This window comes from Gemmobacter aquatilis (assembly GCF_900110025.1).
Classification (GTDB): Bacteria; Pseudomonadota; Alphaproteobacteria; order Rhodobacterales; family Rhodobacteraceae; genus Gemmobacter; species Gemmobacter aquatilis.
This window is the reverse complement of record NZ_FOCE01000001.1, coordinates 247,593-270,439: the sequence shown is the minus strand read 5'-3', so window position 1 is coordinate 270,439 and position 22,847 is coordinate 247,593. Positions and strand designations below refer to the sequence as shown.

Here is a 22,847-nt window from a genome sequence, read left to right as displayed (position 1 = left end):
CTGTTAATTGGTCACGTTGTTGATGCGGGTCGGGATGCCCAGCAGCTCGTAAGCCATCTTGATCGCCGCATTGGTCTGCATCAGCGAGCTTTCGGTGACCAGAACCAGATCGCGGTCCATGATCTCGAACTCGCCCGCACTGAACAGGCCGTCGGCGGTGGTCAGATCCAGGGCAAAGATCATGCGTTCCTTGCTGGGGCCGGAACTGTCGCCGCGCAGGTCTGCGGGGTCATAGTTGCGCAGCACCAGTACGCCTTTCGGGTTGGCGCGGTTATCCTGCACCCCGCCGATCAGCGTGGCCGCATCAAGCGCGTTGATCTTGTCGCTGGGGAAGGGGATCTGGGCTTCCTTGCCCGCCGCGCCAAGCGACAGGAAATAGCGCCCGTCCTTTTCGACATAAACCTTGTCGCCGCCGCGCAGGGTGGTGTCCAGCGACGGGTTTTTCAGAAGCTTGTCGGCGGAGACACCGTACAGCTTGCCGCCACGCATCAGACGGACCTGCGGGTTTTCAACCCCGTCAACGATGCCACCGCCCATGGCGAGCAGGCCCAGAACCGTGAAATCGCGATCCGGCATCACATAGTTGCCCGGCTTGGCCACGCCGCTGACCAGATCGACCGAGCTTTCGCGCCCCGGCGTGTGGGTGATCTGCACCTGCGCGCTGGGGATGATCGCAGCAAAACGGTTTTGAATCGTGTCGCGGGCCTTGTCGGGCGACATCTTGGCGACGCTGACCTGATCGACATAGGGCAGGAAAACCTTGCCCTCGGGCGAAACCCTGATCCCGTTCAGCTGTACAACCTTTTGCCCGGTCTGGGTGATCAGCGAGCTTTCGCTGTTGTCCCAGATCGCCAGATCCATCGTGTCTCCCGGCTCCACGATCTGCGATGACGGCCCTTTGGCCCGCGAAATCCAGCCTGATACGGGCGGTTGTCCCTTGCGGGGCCAGGTTTTCAGCCTGGGCAGAGTTTCGCGTGTCACCGGATATATGGCGAACGTCGCATCCTCTTCGGTGGCGCCTTTGGTAATCTGGGCAGCACTCGGTGCACCAGCAGGCATGTCAGCACAGGCCGAAAGAAACGTAAGGCTGGCTGTCAGCAGAAACAGCCTCCCGGCGGGAATGCGCATATGGAGCTCCGATAATGTCACACCTGGCAGAGTGGACTTGGCAGTCGCAGAAAGATACTTGGCACAAATGGCCCATTCAACACCAGAGTTCATCGCAGGCGGAGCGGCGCCCATGACGACAAATACCCTTGTGTGCGGTGCAACCGGGCGGATCGGGCGCATATTGCAGATGGCTTGGGCGCAGCGACAAGGCGTGCTGTGGCAAGCGCGTGGCGAGATGACGGGCCCGTGGCTGCAGTGGGATATCCTGTCGGCGCCCTGGCCGGGCCTCCGCCTGCCGGGTGTGGTGATCTTCGGGCTGGCCGGGGTTGTGCGCGGCGATGAAGAGGCTTTGGCGCAGAATACCACACTGGCTCTGGCCATGTGCGAGGCAGCGCTGCGCTGCGGCGCTGCGCATGTGTTTCTGGCTTCTTCGGTTGCGGTTTACGGCTCGGGGCAGGGCGAGGCGGTGCCGGTGGACGAGGATGCGCCGCCCGCGCCAATGGGCGCCTATGGCCATGCCAAGGCTATGATGGAGACAGCGGTCCTGGACTGGCAGGCACGGCAAGGGGCGGGTGTGCCAGGGCTGACGGTGCTGCGAATCGGCAATGTCCTTGGGGCAGACGCGCTGTTCGGGGCTGCGGCCTCGGGCCGCGCTGTCACGCTGGACCCGGTACATGGCTCGGACGCCGGGCCGCAACGGGCCTATATCGGGCCGGGCCGGTTGGCTGCTGTGCTGGCCGGGCTGGCCGATCTGGCGCGGGCTGGGCAGCCCCTGCCCAAACTGCTGAACATCAGCGCGCCCGGGCAGGTGCGGATGGGCGACTTGCTGGACGCAGCGGGGTTCTGCTGGCAATTCGGGCCAGACAATCCGCAGGTTCTGGCGGGTTTGCCGATCAATACACAACGGCTTGAAGCGCTGCTGCCCGGCGTGGCAGGAAGAGGCGAGGCTGCCGATCTGGTGGCAGACTGGCGTGACTTCGGCGCGGAGCACACATGACACCGCAGAAGCGGCTTTTCGATCTGGTGCTGGCCCTTGTTTTGGCCGGGATTCTTGCCGTGCCCTTCTTACTGTTGCTGGGCTATTTGCTTTGGCGCGAAGGGCGCCCGGTTTTCTATGTCTCCGAACGGATGCAGGCCCCGGGGCAGCCCTTCCAGCTTTGGAAGCTGCGCACAATGACGGTGGTGCAGGATGACAGCGGCGTGTCCGGCGGTGACAAGGCTACGCGAATCACCCCCATGGGGCGTTTCCTGCGCCGGGCGCGGCTGGACGAGATTCCGCAGCTCTGGAACGTCATCCGGGGCGACATGAGCTTTGTCGGGCCGCGCCCGCCGCTGCGCAGCTATGTGGAGCGGTTTCCAGATGTTTATGCGCAGGTTCTGCGTAGCCGGCCGGGAATCACTGGGCTTGCGACGCTGAAGTTTCATGCGCATGAGGATTGGCTTCTTCGCAGGTGCAGCACAGCGGCAGAGACGGATGCCGTCTATGCGCGCTGCTGCGTGCCCAAGAAAGCGCATCTTGACTTGATTTATCAGCAAAACCAGAGCGTTTGCCTTGATCTGAAGCTGATTGCGGAAACATTTGGCAGGGTGCTGGTGAAGAGGCTGTTCAAAAAATAGGCAAGGCGGCGCCGAGTTGGGCGAGGGCCGTCGCTGTTGCCTTGCTGCAGGCGCATCTTTGCGCTAGCTTGTGGTCAGTTGAACATTTTTGATCGCTTTTGTCAGTAAGCACTTTGCGAATCCGCGTGGAGCAAGGAAGCAAATGGGTCTTGTCAGGCACGGGCTGTATGAACTTGTGCAGCGCTTCTCACGCAAGAACAAGCAGTTCACATTGTTTGTTATTGATGCGTTGCTGCCGCCGCTGGTTCTGATCGCGGCGGTGATCGTCGCACACAACGGCACGGCGCCGTTCGTCCGCTATCCCAACGTGTTCTACATGCTGCCCGCCATTTCGTTGATCGGCGGCGCTGTATCGAGCTGGCTTGGCCTGCCGCGGATCCAGCTGAAATCCTACGAGACTACGGCGGTCCTGCGCACCGGGGTCTATGCGGCGGTGGTCACGCTGTGCTTTGCGGTGATGACACGCTTTGCCCTGCCGATCTTTCCGGTTGCCGGTGTGGTGATCTATGGTCTGATGCTGTTCCTGCTGTCGGCAGGGATGCGCACGGCGATGTTTCACATCCTGCTGTGGGTGCTGCGGCAGGGCCAGCCGAAGCACCGCGTGCTGATCTATGGCGCGGGTACAACCGGGGTTCAGCTGGTTGCAGCATTGCGTTCGCACGAGCGGATCGTGCCGATTGCCTTTGTCGATGACAATACGGCGCTGCATTCCTCGACCATCGCAGGGCTGCGCGTGCTGCCCCCTTCGAGCCTGAAAACGCTGGTTGAACAGCGCGACATTGACCGGATCATCCTTGCCATGCCTTCGGTTTCGGCGCCGAAACTAGCGCGGCTGACGCGCCAGTTGCGGGGCATGGGCCTGACCGTGCAATCGCTGCCGTCCTTCTCGCAGCTGGTGGGCGAGGAAGAGCTGATCGACAATCTTTCTCCCGTCGTGCCGGGCCAGTTTCTGGGCCGCGCGCAGGTGGGGGATACGCTGCCGCAGGGCGAAGAGGTCTATGAGGGCAAGTCGATCCTCGTCTCTGGCGCCGGTGGCTCTGTCGGGTCCGAGCTTTGCCGCCAGTTGCTGCACTGCAAGCCGCGGAAGCTGGTGTTGTATGAGGTGAGCGAGGTTTCGCTCTATTCCATCGACAAGGATCTGCGCGACCTGAGCGAGGCGCAAAATGTGGAAATCATGCCTGTTCTGGGGTCTGTTACAGATTCCCGGCTGACCCGCATGGTGATCAATGATCATGCGGTGGATGTGGTCTTCCATGCCGCTGCCTACAAGCATGTGCCGCTGGTCGAATGCAATCCGATCGCAGGCCTTGCCAACAACGTGTTGGGCACGCGCACCATTGCCGAAGCGGCGAATGATGCTGGGGTGGAGCGGTTCATCCTGATTTCCTCTGACAAGGCGGTGCGGCCCACCAACGTCATGGGCGCCTCGAAGCGTCTGGCGGAACTGGTGGTGCAGGACATGGCGAAACGCTCACGCGGGACGGTGTTCTCGATGGTGCGGTTTGGCAATGTGCTGGGGTCGTCGGGGTCGGTCATCCCGTTGTTCAAGGAACAGATCGCCAAGGGCGGCCCGGTGACCCTGACGCATGAGGATGTGACCCGCTTTTTCATGACGATCTCCGAGGCGGCACGGCTGGTGCTGATGGCGGGCAGCTTTTCGGATGTGCAAACCTCGCGCGGGGGGGATGTGTTCGTGCTGGACATGGGCAAACCCGTGCGCATCCGCGATATGGCGGTGCAACTGATCACCGCGGCGGGCTATTCGGTGCGCGATGCCGATCACCCGGATGGCGATATCGAGATCAAGGTGACCGGCCTGCGCCCCGGCGAGAAGCTGCATGAAGAACTGCTGATCGGCGCGGGCCTGCTGACGACGCCGCACAGCAAGATCCTGCGTGCCCGCGAGGAAAGCCTGTCAGAGCTGGAAATGGCCAGCGCCCTGCGGGCCCTGCGGTCGGCGGTCGCGGTAGGGGATCAGAGCGCCGCCCGTGACGTGATCACCACCTGGGTGCACGGCTATCAGCCGCCGATGTCGGCGGTAGCGCGCCGTTGATCTGCAACACTTGGCAGGCTTTGGCTTTTGCTGATTGTTGCAAATGGGCCTTTAGCCTAGAGTGACGCAAAGAAAATTGAAGGCGAACCGGACGATGCAGCCATTCTCGGCACCGAAGGGCAGGTTTCTTCTTGCCACCTCCGTTCTGACCCTGTGTTCCGCCCTGTCTGTTCAGGCGCAGGACGTTTCGACCCCCTCGCTCAACTTCTACGGTGCCACCGGGTTGATCGACATGCCCTCGGGCGAAATGCAGCCAGACGGGTTCCTGACCGGGTCTACCGCGCATTTCGGGCCGATCAGCCGCACCACGCTCAGCTTTCAGTTGACGCCGCGCATTTCTGCCAGCTTCCGCTTTCTGGGCATCCGCGACTGGAACGCCAATTCTGCCTGTCAGCCCGATTGCGCAGATGCCGGGGTGGACAGCTTTGAAACCTATTATGACCGCTCTTTCGATATCCGCTATCAACTGCTGGAGGAGGGGCGCTATGTGCCCGCCGTGACGGTGGGTTTGCAGGACTTCGTGGGCACCGGCATCCTGTCGGGCGAGTATATCGCCGCGACCAAGAACTTTGGCCCGACACTGAAGGCAACGGTCGGTCTTGGCTGGGGGCGGCTGGGCAGCTATGGCAGCATCGGCTCGCCGTTCGGGGATCGTGATCCGGTCGATGTGGGCGAGGGCGGTAATGTCAATTTTGACCAGTGGTTCCGCGGTCCCATGGCCCCTTTCGGTGGTGTGGAGTGGTCTCCGAACGAGAAGTGGACGCTGAAGGCCGAGTATTCCTCGGACGATTATGAGATCGAGGCGCAGAAGCGCGGCACATTTGATCGCGCCAGCCCGTTCAACTTTGGCATCGAGTATCAACCGCAGCCGATGATGCGCTTCGGCGCCTATTACCTTTATGGCAACGAGATCGGCATTGCCGCGCATTTCTCGCTTGATCCGCGCAAACGCCCGCTGGGGGAAGTGGGGCGCCCGGCACCCGAGCCGGTTCTGTTGCGTCCGACCCGCAGTTCCGATCCCGACGCTTGGTCGCCGGAATGGGTGACGCAGGACGGCGCTGCGCCGATCCTGATGAAGAATATCAACAAGCGACTGGAAGCTGACGGCATCGTGGTTGAATCGCTGGGCTATACCAGTGCTGTGGCGCAAGTCCGGCTGCGCAATACCCGGCTGGATGCCGAAGCACAGGCCATTGGCCGCACGGCGCGGGCGATGGCGGCGGTGATGCCCGCCTCGGTCGAGACGTTCGAGATCGTTCCGCTTGCCAATGGCATTCCGGCGTCGAAAGTCACGATCCGGCGCAGCGATCTGGAACGGCTTGAGACAAGCCCGACTGCCATGGAATCGATGCGGGCCAGCACGGTGATCAGTGGCGCGGGGGAAATGCTGCCGGGTACCGTCCGCAATAACGAGGTCTATCCGACACTGCGCTGGTCACTGGCGCCGTACCTGCGGTTGCGGCTGTTCGATCAGAACGAACCGCTGAAATACGGCATCGGTGCCCGCTTCGCCGCTGAATACGAGATCGCGCGCGGCCTGACGCTGGAGGGCAGCGTGACGAAAAACATCGGTGGCACGCTGGATGACCGGCCGCCGGTGCCGGGCCGTACGCTGCAGCCAGTGCGCTCGGCGAACTATGTCTATGATACCGAGGGCGACCCGGCGATGGAGAAGCTGGCGCTGCACTGGCGCACCGCTTTTACCGACGATCTGTATGGCCGCGTTTCGGTGGGGTATCTGGAACGGATGTTCGGCGGGATTTCGACCGAAATTCTTTACAAGCCGGTGAATCAGCGCTGGGCGATCGGGGCCGAGGTCAACTATGTCGCGCAGCGCGCACCTGATCAGGGCTTCAGCTTCACCCTGCCGCAAAGCATCTACCAGACCGATGACAAGGGCACTGAAACCGGGCCGTCCTCTTATAATGTGCTGACGGGGCATGTGTCGGGCTACTATGCCTTCGACAATGGCTTCAATGTGGAGCTGGACGTGGGCCGCTATCTGGCTGGCGATGTCGGTGCCACGCTGACGGTGGAACGCGAATTCGCCAATGGCTGGCGCATCGGTGCCTTTGCCACCAAGACCGATGTCTCTGCGGAGGATTTCGGCTCTGGCTCCTTTGACAAGGGCATCATGATCAAGATCCCCTTCGCCTGGGCCACAGGCAGCGACACCCGTAAATCGGCCAGCACGGTCATCCGCCCGTTCGGGCGGGATGGCGGGCAACGGCTGGAAGTGGATGGCCGTCTGTACGAGACGATCCGGGACTATCACGAAACCGGAATCGACCAGCAATGGGGGAGGTTCTGGAAATGATGCCGATGCGAATGATCCTCGCCGGGCTTTTGCTTGGCAGTGTCGCGGGTTGTGGCTCGCTTGATCGGGGTGAGGCGGGTTGGCAACATGTGTCCGGCATGGCCAAGACGATCATCAAGCGCAAGTCCGAAGCCGCTACCCCGCTGGCCGAGCCAACCCGCGCTGAACTGGCTGCCTTCAAACAGCCGATTCTCGAAATTCTGTCGCCAAACGGCAGACTGTTCCTTGTTCCGGTTGCGCGCCGGGACGGGGCAGAAATCTGGTCCACGGCGACTCGGCAGACTGTATTGCTGCGCAGCGGCCAGATCCGCGCCACACGCGGCTTTGGAGATGCCGACATCATCGAGGCGACTGGCCCCGATCTTGCGCGACTTTCCGCTGGTGGCCGGTATGATCGCAGCTTCACCAAACTGGATGGGGCGGATCAACCGATTCGCACCGTCATGGCGTGCCAGGCCAAGCCTGTCGGCGCCGAGACCGTGGACATCAAAGGCTTGGCTTATAACACGCGGAAAATTGAGGAAACTTGCGAATCCGACGGCGAGGTTTTCGAGACTGTCTTTTGGCTGGATGCCTCTGGGGTGCGCAAGTCGCGCCAGTATCTGGGCGATGATATCGGATATGTCACAGTCTCGCATGTAATCGACTGAAACGACCGTGTTCCTGCTTTCTTGAAAGCCCTGCCTGTGCTATCCAAAAGTCTGATGAAAATCCACCCGACGGAGATTTACATGAAGAAGCTTTCCACCCTCCTCGCTGCTGGCGCTGTTCTGGTGTCGGCATCCACCGCTTTCGCTGGCGGCCCGGTTGTCATCGCTGACGAGCCGGCTCCGGCTGTTGCTGTTGCTCCGGCTTCCTCGGGCAGCCTCGGCGGCAGCGCCCTGCTGATCCCGGCTGCGCTGGCTGTGGCGACCATCGCCATCATCGCTGCTGACAATGGTTCGGGCAGCCACTGATCTGTTAAGGCGTCTGGTTCTGCCAAGCGCCTGCAAAAGGGCCCGCTTCTTGCGGGCCCTTTGACTTTTCTGCCCGCCCTCATCTCTATGGCACCGCATGTTCAAAGCCCTGAAGATCCGCAGCGAGCGTATTCTGGCCCGCGCCGCCCGTGCGAATCTTGGCATGACCGCCGCCGGGGTGGCGTTTTTCAGCTTTCTGTCAATCTTTCCGGCGATTTCGTCGGTGATCGCGCTGTGGAGCTTTTGGGCAGATCCGGCGATCATCCGACAGGAAATGGCCATCGCCGCAGATGTTCTGCCCGCAGACGCGTTTTCGCTGCTCAATACCCAGCTGGAGGCGCTGCTGGCGGCCAATAGCTCTGACTTGGGTTGGGCAACGGTGCTTTCGCTGTGTCTGGCGCTCTGGTCTGCACGGGCCGGTGTGGCGGGGCTGATCTCTGGCCTGAACGCGGTGCACCACCACCCGGAACGCGGGAATGTGCATCATCTGGTGCTGGCGCTGGTGATGACGCTGGTGCTGGTGGCGATCGCGCTGGCAGCCCTGCTGGCGGCTGTTGTGGTGCCGGTGGTGCTGCGCTTCCTGCCTCTGGGCACGATGACCGCGCTTGTGCTGGATGTAGCGAACACCCTGCTGTCATTGGCGCTACTGGTGCTGGGTCTTGCGCTGACCTACAGGTTCGGCCCCAATCGCCCCGATCATCACGACAGGCCGAAGCTGTTCACCCGTGGCCTGCTGGTGGCACTTGTCCTGTGGTTCGCAGTGTCGCGCGGGTTTGTGTTCTATCTGGCCAATTTCAACAATTACAATCAGGTCTATGGCTCCATCGGTGCCGTGGTGATCCTGCTGATGTGGCTTTACCTCAGCGCCTATGCGGTGCTGATCGGCGCGGCCGTCGATGCCGAACGGGCGATGATCCCGGAAGAGGGGCTGCCGCCAGAGCCTTTACCCGCTCAATAGTCCTTTTCCTTGAAGATGCCGATACTGGTTTCGCCATCTGCACCGGCCGCGCCGCGCAGGGTGACCGAATCCGTAAGATCAAGATTCAGGCTGATGCTCGCTTGCCCGTCCTGATCCACCTCGACCTCGGTATAGGTGTTGGCAGACAGGTACTTGCCAGCCTTCAGCGAGGTTCCGCCTTCAGCATCGGTGCTGATATCCAGATCGTCGAGCCCAAAGCCCTTGCGCAGTTTGCCGATGATCCCGTCGCCGCCCTTGCCTGCCAGCGTTGCCACGGCCGAGGCCAGTTGCGCGGCCTGAAACGCGGAAAGCGAGGTCAGATCGCGCCCGAACAGCAGTCGCGCAAGCACTTCTTCCTGTGGCAGTTCGGGTTGCGAGACGAAGCTCACCGTGGGATCGGTGGCCCGGCCCTTGATCTGTACCGAACTGATGATCCCGTCGCTTTCGTTGGAGGCAAGGATGTCCAGATAGGGATCGAAATCTCCTTCCAGTTGCATCAGCGCCTGAGACAGGGTCAGCCGCTTGCCCAGAATATCCAGCCGGCCGCGCACCAGATTGAACGCGCCCGAAGGGACAACGTTGTCGGTGGTGCCCTGGAGATGAATCTCGCCACCGAGCTCGGCATCCAGGCCGCGCCCACGGATGAACAGCCGCTGTGGCGCCGAAACGCGCAGGTCCAGCGCATAAGACGGACCCGAGGTGCTGCTGCCATCGGCTGCCGTTTCGGCGATCTGTCCGGCACGTTGGCGCGTGGCGTGAACATCGGCGGGTTCGGCAACATGGCGCAACCCGTCCAGCCCCGCAGCGGCACCGATGCCGGTATCAGGGACGCGCAGCTCGGTTTCGCTCAGCACGATGTCGCCGCCGATGCGCGCACCGCGCAGCAGCCCACCCTGAACTGTTACTGTGCCATTCACCCGCGTCTCATACAGTCGGGGGTCTTTCAGCTCCAGTTGCCGCAGTTGCGCGGTCAGGTTGGCGTCATAGGGGGCTGCGGTGCCGATTGTGCCTTTTGCCGTGATGTCTCCGCCGGAAGAGAGGCGCGCCGAGGCGTTGAGCGTTGCCCGTCCGCCTGCCAGATCGGCGGTGGTGGCGATGCCTTCCAGCGCGAAGGGAAGGGCGGGATCGGCCAGCCGCCCGTCTGACAGTTGCACACGCCCGCTCAGCGAAGACACCTGCAGCGGACCCTTCAGCCGCAGGTCGAAGCGCAGGCCGCCAGATACGTTGCGCGACCCAAGAAAGGCATTGGCCAGCGCGGCCTGCGCCGTTCCCGCCACGGCCAGATCACCCGAAGTGAGGCCCGGGGCCAGCCGCCCCTTTACTGTCGCGGCGATCTGCCCCGGCCCGGTTCCTGACAGATCGAGCGTATAGCCCTTGCCGTCGTCAATAGCCGTGCCGGTGATCGACAGGCGCCCCGGAAACTCTGGCACCAACAGCGCCATGTTGGCCAGCGCAGCCTGCAGTTTCACCTGCCGCGAGGTGGCACCGATATCCCCTTGGGCTTGCGCCGAAAGTTGGGGGTTGGCAAGGCTGGCGGAGTTGATCTTCACCAGACCCTTGTCGAGTGTGAGATCGGCAGCCAGACGGGTTTCGCCGGCCAGCACCCGGTCTGCCTCGGCTTGGCCAATGGCAAGGTTGCGCCCGGTGGCGGAGGCGGTCAGCTTGCCCGCCGCAGCTGTGCCGGTAAAGGCAGCCTCGGCCTGCAGGCTGCCGCGATAGCCGCCGCCCAGGGTTTTCAGATCGCTGAAGGCAAGGGTTGCGGTCACGTCGCTGCCGGTTTCGGCAAGAGTGCCCTGTGCCCGCAGGTTCAGCGTTGCGGCATTAACCGTCAGCGCGCGCAGGTCGATCACCCGATCCTTGATCCCGGCATCGGCAGAAATCACCGAGGCGCCCCGCAGCAGGGAATCGACCTCGGACACGCCAATGGCCAGCCCGTCGCCTTTCAGATCGGCTTTCAGATTGCCATTCGCAGCCGTGCCGGTGAAGCGCGCCGTGCCGGTGGCCTTGCCGCGATAGGCACCGCCAAGTGCCGAAAGATCGCTGAAATCAAGGGTCGCCCCGATGTCGCTGCCCGCAGAACTGAGTTTGCCGGTGATCTCTGCTGTTAGGCTATGTGCGGCAATATCCAGTTGCCGCAGCATGGTTCCCGTCTCGTCACGCGCTACCGAGAAGGTGATTGCGGAAGGGCCCGCCAGCAGACTGTCCACCTCGGCCATGCCGATGCGCAGATCCTGCCCTTCGATCTGCCCCGTCAGATCGAAACTGCCACCCAGAACCGAGGCAGATCCTGACAGGGTGACCAGCCCCGAACCGCTGACCGGCTGCCCGGCGAGGTCGGCAAAGCGCGCCAGATTGCCCAGCCGCGCCGTTCCGGTGCCGTTCAGGGTGATGCCCGTTTCCAGCCCGGCAATGCCAAGGCTACCATCCAGCCCATAGTCAGCGCCATCAAGGTTGATGCGCGGAAAATCCACCTTTCCGGCGCCTTGCTGCCACAGCAGGCTGACGGTGCCACCGAAGCGTTCGCCCACGGCCTTTGCCAATGCCGGATCGGCGAAGGCGATGCCCGACGCCAGCAGATCGAAATCACCTTCGACTTTTGGCTTTTGTATGCCATCGGTGCTTCGCACAATGCGCCCGGTTCCTGCCAGCGTTGCCGCCTCCAGCGTCAGGTCTGCGCGGTCCAGACCCGACAACCGAAGATTGGCTGTCCAGCCTTCGCCCTTCGCCACATCATAGCGCAGCGCCAGATCGGCCGAGTTGAGCGCGGTCACCTGATCGGTGGACAAGGGCAACACGACCGGCGTGCCGCCATGCCCCAGATGCCCCTGCAGGTCGAACCGCTCGGGCAGCCCGTCCACCCCCAGCACCAGATTGCCCGTCAGCGTCATTGCCTGCGTCTTGAAATCGAGCGCGTCCAGCATCAGCCGCCCGCTGGCCTCGCGCGTGCCATGGGTGACGAGGGTCAGAGAGTTTCCAAAGAAATCAGCGTATTCCGGCAGGAAGAGCGGCGCCAGATCGCCCCCCAGATCGGCGGCAAATCGCATGACCCCGGCCTCGCCGCTGCCCAGCGTCACCTTGCCCGCCAGCCGTTCTGCCCCATCAGAGGCCAGCCGCAGATCGGCGGTATAATCGCTCAGCGGTCCTTCACCCTTCACGGTCAGCGCAATTGCGGGTGCACCTGGCAGGCCGATCAGCCGCGTCACGATGCCATCGGCGGCTTCCGACATATCAAGGTCGATGGCGAGATTCTGTGTCGCATTGGCATAGCCAGCGACAAGGGCCACCTGCCCCGCGGGCCCGGAATCCGTGCGCTTCAGTTTCAGATCGGCCTGCCCTTCGCCATTGGCGAGCGACATCCTGGCATCCAGCGTGCCCTCGAGTGGCTCACCCAGCAGGGGCGCGCCAAGTTCGATGCGGGCGGCGGCCAGTTTGCCGATGTTGATCGACACCGGCAGATCGGGCAGCGCAAAGCCCGAAGCCTCGGCGGCAGGCAGGCTGTCAGAGGCGGCTGTCTCTGGCGGGCGCGCCACGATGATCTCGCCTGCGGTCAGTTCGTTGACCGACACTTCGCCCCGCAGCAGCGCCGCGCGGCTCCAGTCCAGCGAGACATCGCGCAGGGTCAGCCAGATCCCGGCATCGTCGGCGATGGTCAGTTCTTTCAACGTGGCGCGCGAGGACAGCGCCCCTTCAAAGCCGGTGATGGTGACGGCACGCCCGGCGCCGGACAGATAGCCTTCCAGCAGACCGGCCAGATAGCTCTTGTCGTCTTCCTGCGCGAAGGCGGTCACCGGCATCAGGCACAGGGCGAGCGTAAGAAATCGTTTCATCATCAGAAAGCCTGTCCGATCCCGATATAGATCTGCACCCCGTCGCCCGTATCGCCTGCCACCGGCGTTGCCACGTCAAAGCGGATTGGGCCAAAGCCGGTGTCATAGCGCAGGCCAAGCCCGGCACCGGCGTGCCAGTCGCCCGTTTCGTCACCGAAGTCGATCGCGCTGACATAGCCGGCATCGGCAAAGGCCACGATGCCGATCTTGGGTGTGACCCGCGCCCGGAGCTCGGTCGAAAGGGCGGCAAAGGCCATGCCACCGATCTGTTCGGAGTAGAGGCCTTTCGATACCGGAATCCCCAGCGATTGATAGGGTTGCCCCCGCACTGTCCCGCCCCCGCCAGAGTAGAACAGATAGTCGCGCGGTGTGCCCAGAAGACTGCTGCCAAAGACGGCGCCCAATTGGCCGCGTGCCGCCAGCGTTACCGGGCGTGTCTCGCCATAGGTTACATAGCCGCGCCCGTCGGCTTTGACGCGCAGCCCGCTGTCCGTGGTGCCGAAACCCAGGAAGGGGCGCAGTTCCGCATCCAGATAGGTGCCCTTGCGGGCATCCAGCTTGTTGTCGCGGTTGTCCCATGTGGCCCCCAGCGGCAGGGCGAGGTGGCGATAATTATAGCTGCCGCTGCCATCCTGCACATCGGCATAGGCATATTCCAGCCCCACGCTCAGGGTCAGCCGGTCTGACATGTATTGCGTGATATTGGTCCCGAGCGAGAAACCGTCAGAGGTATAATCGGCCTCGTCAAGATGGACGACCTCTGTCGAAAACCCCAGTGTCGTGTCGGGCGTGAAGGTGGCCGGGCGTTCCAGCGTGACGCCAAGGGAGTAATCGGTGCCGCTGTTCTGCGCGCCGATATTGGTGATCTCGCCTTCCACCTTCAGCCGTTCGCCGCCGCCCAGCAGGTTGCGGTGGAGCCAGTAGCCGGTCAGGTCCAGCCCTTCGAAGCTGGCGACCTCGGCGCCCAGCGAATAGCGGCGCGGCAGTTCTTCGACCACGGTTGCGTTGATATCCAGCAGGTCCGGCGGAGTGATCGTTTCAGCCTCTGCCAGCGTGACCGAACGGAACACACCGCTACGGCGCAGCCGGTCTGCCGAACGGCGCAGGTCTTCTGGGTCGTAGATGTCGCCTTCGGGAAGGCCCGCAATCTCGATGATCCGCTCGGGGCGCATCCTGTCCTGGCCTTCCACCGTCAGGGTGCCGAACCTCAGCCGTGGCCCGGGGTCCAGCGCGATGCGGGCGGCAAGCTGGTTGCTGCGGTGATCGGCAATGATGTCCTGCGCGGCAACATCCGCTTTGGCGTGGCCGATGTCGCGCCAGCCATCCACCCCGTCCTGTACGGCTTCCTTGATCAGATCACTGCGCGCGCGTTTGCCGGGCGCGAACTGGTCGGGCAGGTGGGTGTCACGGGGGATCGGCGCGACCGTCGCTTCGGAGAATTTGAAGGCTGGCCCGGTATCGATCGTAACCTCGACCCGGTCGATGCGGGTGGGCGTATCCAGCGGCGGGATCGTTGCGGCCTCGCGGCCATCCACCAGCACATGCACCACGGGTGCATAATAGCCCAGAGCATACAAGGTATTGACGATGCGACCATATTCCGCCCGCGCCGCGGAAAGGATGTCTTCCGGCGCGGTGCGCCCTTCGCGCTTGGCTGCGCTGACCAGCGACGCGTCTCTCAACGCGCCGCGCAGTTCGGTCTCGCCGCCGACGATCCGGAATTCCAGCTTGTCGAGCGCATCCGAGGGCGCGGCGAAAGCACCGATTGCAAGGCAGGCGGCCCCGGCAAGGCCAAAGGCGGGCCGGAAACGGAAATCAAACACGCGCATTCCCCCGAAGCAATACGGGTGGAGTATTGCAGCTTGCCCCTGCAACCACAATCGCTTGCGCTTGCTCCGCAGGCCAAACTGCTACTGTGCCGCGATCTCGCGCGGGGCGGTCAGCAAACGTTCGGTCACCATTGAAAGCGCCAGTGCCGCTGCGCCATGGGCCCAAAGCAGATCGCCCCAGGCGTGGATCTCGATCGGCGGTTTCGGGCGCCCGGTCGAAATGGCCAGATGCTCCATCTCGGCCAGCGTTTCGGCGGCATAGAGATAATCATAGCGCATCCGCTCGCCCGACAGGATGATCAGCGACGGGTCGAACAGGTTGACCACATTTGACAGCCCGACCGCAAGATAGCGCCCTGCCCGTCGAAAGATCGAACGCGCGGCGGTATTGCCCGCCTTAGCATGGTCATACAGGCTTTCCAGCAGCACGTTGATCGACTGGCCGTCCTTGTGGCTCCAGTTCAGGGCGGTGGTTGCCTCGCGCGCAAGGGCGTAGTCGGCGACATAGGCCTCAAGGCAGCCACGTTGTCCGCAGCGGCACAGGGCGCCATCCAGTTGCACCTTTGTATGACCGAGCTCCATGCCCAGACCTTTGGCGCCGCGATAGATCCGATGGTTGAACACGAACCCCATGCCGACCCCATGTTCGATCGTCACCACGGCAAAATCCGACAGGGCCCGCCCGGCGCCGAACCACAGTTCGGCCAGCGTCACCAGATTGGCGTCGTTGTCCACATGCACTGGCACGCCGAACCGCATCGAGGCAGCGTGCCCCAAGGCCACCCCCCGGTCCAGCAACACCGAGGACCACAGGACCATCCCCTGTTCGCAATCGACAAAACCGGGCACCCCAAGCCCCACCGCCTTCAGATCATGCAGATCCAGCCCCGCTTTCTGGCAGACCTGCGCCAGTAACGTCTCCATCGCGGACAGAAGCTCGGGCAGGGTCATGGCGCCCGGGCGCCGTGCAATCACCGCATCGGCGATCAGATTGCCCGCGAAATCGACGATTACTGCCGTATGCTCACGGTCAGAAAGCTTCATCCCTGCAACGAGATGCGCTGATGCCCGCACCCCCAGCGCCACCGCCGGACGCCCGCGTCCCTGATCTCCTTCGCGCTGCGCCGAAACCTCTTCGATCAGCCCCACCTCGATCAGCTCCTGCGTGATCGTGGTGACTGAAGCGGGCGAGACCCCCAGATCCTTGGCCACCTGCACCCGGGCAATCAGCCCTGCGGCGCGGACACGCTCGAACACCTGCTGGCGCAGCGGGCGTGTCTGTTCCGTCAGCGGTGCGATCAGCGGGCCACAGCCCAGCCGTTCTTCCATCCGCGCATCGCCTGGTCCCTGCGGCCGCATTACTTTTTTCTCCGAAGAAAATATTGCCCATCACGCATCCGACATACCCTCTAAATGCTGCATAGCGGCGATAAATTGCGGATATGCTGAGCACGTCCAGTTTTGAACGATATTTTTATTTTGACAACTGAATTTAATGGCGGCATTTTCAGGGCGTACCGGCGAATCCGTCGGACAGGCCATGCGCTGGCCGCATCCATAGGGAGGATACACATGCGTAACGCACTGCTCGCCGCGGTCATCGCGGCTGCCGGTTTTTCGTCTGCCGCGTTGGCCGAGGGCCTGACTGTCGGTGTCAGCTGGTCGAACTTTCAGGAGGAGCGCTGGAAGACCGACGAAGCCGCGATCAAGGCCGCACTGGAAGCGGCAGGCAATTCCTACATTTCGGCCGATGCTCAGGCTTCGGAAGCCAAGCAGCTGACCGACATCGAAGCGCTGATCGCGCAGGGTGCCAACGCGCTGATCGTGCTGGCCTACAACAAGGACGCCATCGGCCCGGCCATCGAAAAGGCCGCTGCCGAGGGGATTCCGGTTGTTGCCTATGACCGCCTGATCGAAGATCCGCGCGCCTTCTACCTGACCTTCGACAACAAGGGCGTCGGCAAGATCATCGCCGAACAGGTGGTGGCCGCCGCGCCGAAGGGCAATTACGCGATCATCAAGGGCGATCCGGGCGATGCCAACGCCGGCTTCCTGCGTGAAGGCATGGAAGAGGTTCTGGCGCCCAAGGTGGCTTCGGGCGACATCAAGATCGTGGGCGAGCAGTTCACCCAAGGCTGGAAGCCTGAAGGTGCGCAAGAGAACATGGAGCAGATCCTGACCGCCAACGGCAACGCTGTGGACGCGGTTCTGGCGCAGAATGACGGCATGGCGGGCGGTGCGATTGCTGCATTGTCGGCGCAGGGCCTGAACATTCCGATCGGCGGGCAGGACGGCGATCTGGCCGCGCTGAACCGTGTGGCCCGTGGCACCCAGACCGTTTCGGTGTGGAAAGACTCGCGCCAGCTTGGCAAGTCGGCGGCTGAAATCGCCTCGGCTCTGGCCGGTGGCACGGCGCTGGACGCCATCGAAGGCGCAACCAAGTTCTCGGGCGGGGAGAAGGGCGTTGAAATGAACGCGATCTTCCTTGCGCCGACTCCGATCACCAAGGCGAACCTGAATGTCGTCATCGACGCGGGCGTGATCTCGAAAGAGCAGGCCTGTGAAGGCGCTGCCGCCGACGTGGCGGCCTGCCAGTAACGGCTTGGCGCCCGGCACATAACCTGTGCCGGGCGTTTCCTGTCGCGGCCTTGCGCCGCCTTCATCTGCGACAAAGGCCCGGCGGGGATTGGCCCCTTCGCCTGCCCGTCTGCACCCTTCACCCCGTAGTGCCGGACGCCCCAATGACCACATCCCCCACACCTTCCCAAGCGGCTGACCGCAATCTCAGCCCCGTCGCACGTTTCCTGAAAGCCACCGAGATCGACACCCGCCTTCTGGGCATGGTCGGCGCGTTGCTGCTGATCTGGATCGGCTTCCATCTTTTCGGCGTCGCCTTCAAGGGCGCGGGTTCCTTTCTGACCCCCCGCAACCTGTGGAACCTGTCGGTTCAGACGGCCTCCATCGGCATCATGGCCACGGGGATGGTGCTTGTCATCGTCACCCGCCATATCGACCTGTCGGTCGGCTCGGTTCTGGGCTTTTGCGCCATGGCGATGGGCATTTTGCAGGCGCGCATCCTGCCGGATGTCTTCGGTCTGGGCAGCCCGATGATCTGGATCGTCACCGCCCTGGCGGGCATGGCGCTGGGCATGTTGATCGGGGCCTTCCATGGCTGGCTGATCGCCTATCGCGGCATCCCGGCCTTTATCGTCACGCTGGGCGGGCTGCTGGTCTGGCGCGGCGCGGCCTTCCTGCTGGCACGGGGCGAGACAATCTCGCCGCTGGACTCCACCTTTTCGCTGCTGGGCGGCGGGCCTTACGGCTCGGTCGGCGCTGTTGGCAGCTGGATCGTGGCGCTGATCGCCTGTGCCGCTATCCTGTGGATGATTTTCGGCGGCCGCAAGAACCGCGCGCGCCATGGCTTTGCCTTGCGCCCCATGTGGGCAGAATACTTTCTGACGGTGCTGGGCTGCGGGCTGGTTCTGGGCGCCACGCTGCTGGTGAATGCCTATCCTTGGCCCAAGGGCATCGTGACCCAATTTGCCGCCGCCAACGGGCTGACTGTGCCGGAAGGCGGAATGTTCATCTCGCATGGCTGGGCGATCCCGGTGCTGATCCTGATGGGTGTCGGCGTGGTGATGACGGTGCTGGCCACCCGCACCCGCTTTGGCCGCTATGTCTTTGCCATCGGCGGCAACCCGGATGCGGCAGAACTGTCGGGCATCAACACCAAATGGATGACCGTCAAGATCTTCGCCCTGATGGGGTTCCTGACCGGGCTGTCCTCGGTCGTGGCTTCGGCCCGTCTGAACTCGGCCACCAACGCCCTGGGCACGCTGGACGAGCTTTATGTCATCGCCGCCGCTGTCATCGGGGGCACCTCGCTGGCCGGGGGCGTGGGCACGATCTATGGCGCCATCATCGGTGCGCTGGTGATGCAATCGCTGCAGACCGGCATGGTGCTGATCGGCTTTGACGCAGCGCTGCAGAACATCGTGGTCGGCACCGTGCTGGTTCTCGCCGTCTATCTCGACATCGTTTACCGCAAGAAAACCAAATAAGGGGGGCTGAGACATGAGCAACAAGGGCACGCCCCTCGTCGAACTGCGCGACATCTCGATCTCTTTCGGCGGGATCAAGGCGGTGGATCATGTGACCGTCGATCTGTATCCGGGCGAGGTTGTGGGCCTGCTAGGCCATAACGGCGCAGGCAAATCGACGCTGATCAAATGCCTGTCGGGCGCCTACAAGGCCGATAGTGGCGAGGTTTATATCAACGGCCAGAAGGCCGAGATCAACAACCCCCGCGATGCGCGCAGCTACAACATCGAGACGATCTACCAGACGCTGGCGCTGGCCGATAACCTCGATGCGGCGTCCAACCTGTTTCTGGGGCGCGAACTGGTCGGCCCCGGCGGTTTCTTGAACGATGCCGCGATGGAGGCCGAGACGCGCAAGATCATGGGCCGTCTGAACCCCAACTTCCACAAGTTCAACGTGCCGGTTTCGGCCCTGTCGGGCGGGCAGCGGCAATCGGTGGCCATCGCGCGGGCGGTCTATTTCAACGCCAAGATCCTGATCATGGATGAACCCACCGCCGCACTTGGCCCGCACGAGACGCAGATGGTGGCAGAGCTTATTCAGGAGCTGAAGAAGCAGGGCCTCGGCATCTTCCTGATCGAGCATGACATCCATGCCGTGATGAACCTGTGCGACCGTGCGGTGGTGATGAAGAACGGCCAGCGCGTCGGCACGGTGAACGTGGGCGAGGTAACGGATGACGACATCCTCGGCATGATCATCATGGGCAAGAAGCCCCCGCAGGCCTATTGAGATGTATATCGGGCTTGATCTTGGCACCTCGGGCCTCAAGGGCATCCTGATGGACGAGGCGCAGGCGGTGGTGGCGGAAGCAACCGCCCCGCTCAGCGTCAGCCGCCCGGCGGAAGGGTGGAGCGAACAAAGCCCTGCCGACTGGATCGCGGCGGCGGAAACCGTGATGGATGCGCTGGCCCGCAAGGCCAGCCTTGCAGCAGTGCGCGGCCTCGGGCTTTCGGGCCAGATGCATGGCGCAACGCTGCTGGACGCGGCGGACGAGGTGCTGCGCCCCTGCATCCTGTGGAACGACACCCGCAGCCATGTCGAGGCGGCTGTGCTGGACGGTGACCCGATGTTCCGCCGCATCAGCGGCAACATCGTCTTCCCCGGCTTCACCGCGCCCAAGCTGGATTGGGTGCGCGCGCATGAACCGGCGCTGTGGGACAAGGTGGCGAAGGTTCTGCTGCCGAAGGACTATCTGCGCCTCTGGCTGACCGGCGATCATGTCGCTGAAATGTCGGATGCGGCGGGCACGAGCTGGCTGGATACCGGCGCGCGCGATTGGTCCGATGATCTGCTGGCGGCGACCGGGCTCAACCGCAGCCACATGCCCCGGCTGGTCGAAGGCTCTGCCGTGTCGGGCACGCTGCGTGCCGAACTGGCCCGCCGTTGGGGCCTGCCTGCGGGCGTGGTGATCGCGGGCGGCGGCGGTGACAATGCCGCCTCGGGGGTCGGTGTCGGCGTGGTGAAGGCGGGCGATGCTTTCGTCAGCCTTGGCACCTCGGGCGTGCTGTTTGCCGCGAATGACGGCTATCAGCCCGCGCCGGAAACCGCCGTGCACACCTTCTGCCATGCCCTGCCGGGCACCTGGCATCAGATGGGGGTGATCCTCGCCGCGACCGATGCGCTCAACTGGTATGGCCGTTTCGTGGATCGGGACGCAGCGGCGCTGACCGGCGAACTGAACGCGCTGCAAGCCCCCGGCAAGACCCTGTTCCTGCCCTATCTGGGCGGCGAGCGCACACCGCTGAACGATGCCGCCGTGCGTGGCGCCTTCACCGGGCTGGAACACGCGACCGACCGCGCCGCCGGCACCCGCGCGGTGCTGGAAGGCGTGACCTTCGCCATCCGTGATTGCCGCGATGCACTGGCCGCCACCGGCACGCGACTGGAACGGCTGATCGCGGTGGGTGGCGGCACGCGGTCCGATTACTGGCTGCAGGCCATCGCCACCGCGCTGAACGTGCCGGTGCTGCTGCCCAAAGCGGGCGATTTCGGTGGAGCATTCGGCGCCGCACGCCTCGCACTCATGGCCGCCACCGGGGCGGGGGCCGAGATCGCCACACTCCCCCCCATCGCGCGGGTGATCGACCCCGTTGCCGCCCTTTCTGACGCATTCGACGCGGGCCATGCCCGCTTTCGTGCCGCCCAATCCGCAATCCGAGGACTGACATGACCGACTTCTTCAAGGGTATCCCGGCCATCCGCTATGAGGGCCCTGAAAGCACCAACGAATTTGCCTTCCGCCACTACAACCCGGATGAAATCCTGTTGGGCAAGCGGATGGAAGATCACCTGCGCTTCGCCGTGGCCTATTGGCACAGCTTTGCCTGGCCGGGCGGCGATCCGTTCGGCGGGCAGACCTTTGATCGCCCCTGGTTCGGCGACAGCATGGCACTGGCCAAGCTGAAAGCCGATGTGGCCTTCGAGATGTTCGACATCCTCGGTGCGCCCTTCTACTGCTTCCACGATGCCGATGCCCGCCCCGAAGGCGCGACCTTCGCCGAAACGCTGCGCAATCTGCAGGAAATCGTCGATTACCTGGGCGAGAAACAGGCCAGCCACAAGACGCAGCTTCTGTGGGGCACCGCCAATATGTTCAGCCACAAGCGCTGGATGTCTGGCGCCGCCACCAACCCCGACCCGGATGTCTATGCCTATGCCGCCGCCAATGTGAAGGCGAACATGGATGCCACGCTGAAGCTCGGCGGGCAGAACTATGTGCTCTGGGGTGGGCGCGAGGGCTATGAGACGCTGTTGAACACCGACCTCAAGGCCGAACGCGCCCATGCGGGGCGTTTCCTGCAACAGGTGGTGGAATACAAGCACAAGATCGGCTTCAAGGGCGCCATCCTGATCGAGCCGAAACCGCAGGAACCGAGCAAACATCAGTATGACTATGATGTAGCCACGGTTTACGGCTTCCTGAAGGATTTCGGTCTGGAAGGCGAAGTGAAGGTGAATATCGAACAGGGCCACGCCATCCTTGCCGGGCACAGCTTCGAGCATGAAATTGCCACGGCTGCGGCACTGGGTATCTTCGGGTCCATCGACATGAACCGGAACGATTACCAATCCGGCTGGGATACCGACCAGTTCCCGAACAACCATGCGGAAAAGGCGCTGGCCTTCTATGAGATCCTGCGCGCGGGTGGCTATACCACCGGCGGCACCAATTTCGACGCCAAGGTGCGGCGTCAGAGCCTTGACCCGGAAGACCTGATCCTCGCCCATGTCGGTGGGATGGATACCTGTGCCCGGGCGCTGAAAGCTGCCGCTGCCTGCCTCGACTCCGATGAACTGGAGGCCAACCGCCGCGCCCGCTATGCCGGGTGGCAAACCCCGTCGGCGCAGGCAATGCTGGCCGGGTCACTGGATCAGGCGGCCGCCCGCGTGACCGCCGAGGGGCTGGAGCCGCAGCCGACATCCGGGCGGCAAGAGCGACTGGAAAACCTCTGGAACAGGTTCATCTGAACCGGACGGGGCCGCGTGACCTTGCACGCGGCCCCGCTTCCGCCATACTGTGCGTTCCGACCGACGCGGGCATAAAGGGCGCCCGTGGCCATGCCAGACCGGGAAGCACCGATGCAGTTTGAAGATTCGATTTTTATCGCAGCGCCGGTTCCGGCTGTCTGGAAATGCCTCATGGACAATGACAGCCTGCAAAGCGCCATCCCCGGCTGCAGCAGCATTACCCGCAAGCCAGAGGGTGGGCTGAATGTGGCGCTCGATCTGAAGCTGGGCTTCGTTCAGAAAAAGGTCGTGGCCCATTTGCAGCGCAAGGATATGGACAAGCCCAAGAGCCTGACCTTCCACGGCAAGATCGGTGCCAAACATAGCGGAAAATGCGCTGTCAGCCTGACGCCAGAGGGAGCGGGCACGCGCCTTGCCTATGGTGTCAGCGCCGAAGTCGGGATCGGCAAAAGCGGGCTTGGCGCATTTGTGCTGAAGAACACCGCCAAGAAACTGATCGGTGATTTCATCGGGCGCTTGGGCAAACTTGCTGCGACGACCGAGGTCTGACGCAAGAATTTTCGCGCGCTTACCGATTGGAAAGATTCGGCTCCTAAGGTGGCAGGCAG

General features: G+C 63.2%; 17 protein-coding genes. 13 read left to right on the top strand and 4 right to left on the bottom strand.

The window, feature by feature from the left end; genetic code table 11:
- Positions 1-3: 3 nt before the first annotated feature.
- Positions 4-1,059: a polysaccharide biosynthesis/export family protein gene (locus tag BMX43_RS19670; RefSeq protein ID WP_281243106.1), complete on the bottom strand. Its 1,056-nt coding sequence runs from the start codon at positions 1,057-1,059 to the stop codon at positions 4-6.
- A 181-nt stretch (positions 1,060-1,240) separates the two neighbouring features.
- On the opposite strand from BMX43_RS19670, the gene BMX43_RS01255 reads away from it, so the two are divergent.
- The 7 genes from BMX43_RS01255 to BMX43_RS01225 all read left to right on the top strand — a co-directional run bounded on the left by BMX43_RS01255 (position 1,241) and on the right by BMX43_RS01225 (position 9,011).
- A complete protein-coding gene (locus BMX43_RS01255) occupies positions 1,241-2,107 on the top strand; it encodes an NAD-dependent epimerase/dehydratase family protein (protein ID WP_175481987.1) in 867 nt (288 codons plus the stop codon).
- Positions 2,104-2,727 (top strand): sugar transferase, encoded by a 624-nt coding sequence (locus BMX43_RS01250; protein WP_091295654.1) that lies wholly within the window; start codon positions 2,104-2,106, stop codon positions 2,725-2,727. Before BMX43_RS01255 ends, BMX43_RS01250 begins: the two co-directional genes overlap by 4 nt.
- Positions 2,728-2,869: 142 nt before the next feature.
- On the top strand, positions 2,870-4,780 hold the full coding sequence (locus tag BMX43_RS01245) for a polysaccharide biosynthesis protein (RefSeq protein WP_091295650.1): 1,911 nt from the start codon (positions 2,870-2,872) through the stop codon (positions 4,778-4,780).
- Between the two features lie 94 nt (positions 4,781-4,874).
- On the top strand, positions 4,875-7,097 hold the full coding sequence (locus tag BMX43_RS01240; RefSeq protein ID WP_091295646.1) for a YjbH domain-containing protein: 2,223 nt from the start codon (positions 4,875-4,877) through the stop codon (positions 7,095-7,097).
- Positions 7,076-7,747 (top strand): YjbF family lipoprotein, encoded by a 672-nt coding sequence (locus BMX43_RS01235; protein WP_091295642.1) that lies wholly within the window; start codon positions 7,076-7,078, stop codon positions 7,745-7,747. Before BMX43_RS01240 ends, BMX43_RS01235 begins: the two co-directional genes overlap by 22 nt.
- An 81-nt stretch (positions 7,748-7,828) precedes the next feature.
- Positions 7,829-8,053, top strand: coding sequence for a hypothetical protein (locus tag BMX43_RS01230; RefSeq protein WP_091297005.1), 225 nt, complete (start codon positions 7,829-7,831; stop codon positions 8,051-8,053).
- Between the two features lie 97 nt (positions 8,054-8,150).
- Positions 8,151-9,011, top strand: coding sequence for a YihY/virulence factor BrkB family protein (locus tag BMX43_RS01225; protein WP_091295638.1), 861 nt, complete (start codon positions 8,151-8,153; stop codon positions 9,009-9,011).
- Here BMX43_RS01225 and BMX43_RS01220 read toward each other — a convergent pair.
- The 3 genes from BMX43_RS01220 to BMX43_RS01210 all read right to left on the bottom strand — a co-directional run bounded on the left by BMX43_RS01220 (position 9,005) and on the right by BMX43_RS01210 (position 16,026).
- The gene (locus tag BMX43_RS01220; RefSeq protein WP_091297001.1) at positions 9,005-12,838 is read right to left on the bottom strand and encodes a translocation/assembly module TamB domain-containing protein; all 3,834 of its coding nucleotides are present in this window, start codon (positions 12,836-12,838) and stop codon (positions 9,005-9,007) included. The genes BMX43_RS01225 and BMX43_RS01220 overlap by 7 nt on opposite strands.
- A 2-nt stretch (positions 12,839-12,840) precedes the next feature.
- Positions 12,841-14,667 carry an autotransporter assembly complex protein TamA gene (locus tag BMX43_RS01215; RefSeq protein WP_091295634.1) on the bottom strand — a complete coding sequence of 609 codons (1,827 nt, stop codon included), beginning with the start codon at positions 14,665-14,667 and terminating at the stop codon, positions 12,841-12,843.
- Positions 14,668-14,748: 81 nt separating this feature from the next.
- The gene (locus BMX43_RS01210) at positions 14,749-16,026 is read right to left on the bottom strand and encodes an ROK family transcriptional regulator (protein ID WP_091295631.1); all 1,278 of its coding nucleotides are present in this window, start codon (positions 16,024-16,026) and stop codon (positions 14,749-14,751) included.
- Positions 16,027-16,239: 213 nt separating this feature from the next.
- Here BMX43_RS01210 and xylF point away from each other — a divergent pair, with 213 nt between their 5' ends.
- From xylF to BMX43_RS01180, 6 genes are all read left to right on the top strand, one after another.
- The gene (gene xylF / locus BMX43_RS01205; RefSeq protein ID WP_091295628.1) at positions 16,240-17,265 is read left to right on the top strand and encodes a D-xylose ABC transporter substrate-binding protein; all 1,026 of its coding nucleotides are present in this window, start codon (positions 16,240-16,242) and stop codon (positions 17,263-17,265) included.
- Positions 17,266-17,408: 143 nt separating this feature from the next.
- Complete coding sequence (locus tag BMX43_RS01200; protein WP_091295625.1) at positions 17,409-18,728, top strand: sugar ABC transporter permease; 1,320 nt, start codon at positions 17,409-17,411, stop codon at positions 18,726-18,728.
- A 13-nt stretch (positions 18,729-18,741) separates the two neighbouring features.
- The gene (locus tag BMX43_RS01195) at positions 18,742-19,500 is read left to right on the top strand and encodes an ATP-binding cassette domain-containing protein (protein ID WP_091295616.1); all 759 of its coding nucleotides are present in this window, start codon (positions 18,742-18,744) and stop codon (positions 19,498-19,500) included.
- A gap of 1 nt (position 19,501) precedes the next feature.
- Positions 19,502-20,941 (top strand): xylulokinase, encoded by a 1,440-nt coding sequence (gene xylB / locus BMX43_RS01190; RefSeq protein WP_091295611.1) that lies wholly within the window; start codon positions 19,502-19,504, stop codon positions 20,939-20,941.
- Entirely contained in the window at positions 20,938-22,239 is a 1,302-nt protein-coding gene (gene xylA, locus BMX43_RS01185; protein ID WP_091295608.1) for a xylose isomerase, read from the top strand. The genes xylB and xylA overlap by 4 nt, the downstream gene beginning before the upstream one ends.
- Before the next feature lie 111 nt (positions 22,240-22,350).
- A complete protein-coding gene (locus BMX43_RS01180; protein WP_175481986.1) occupies positions 22,351-22,788 on the top strand; it encodes an SRPBCC family protein in 438 nt (145 codons plus the stop codon).
- Positions 22,789-22,847 lie beyond the last annotated feature (59 nt).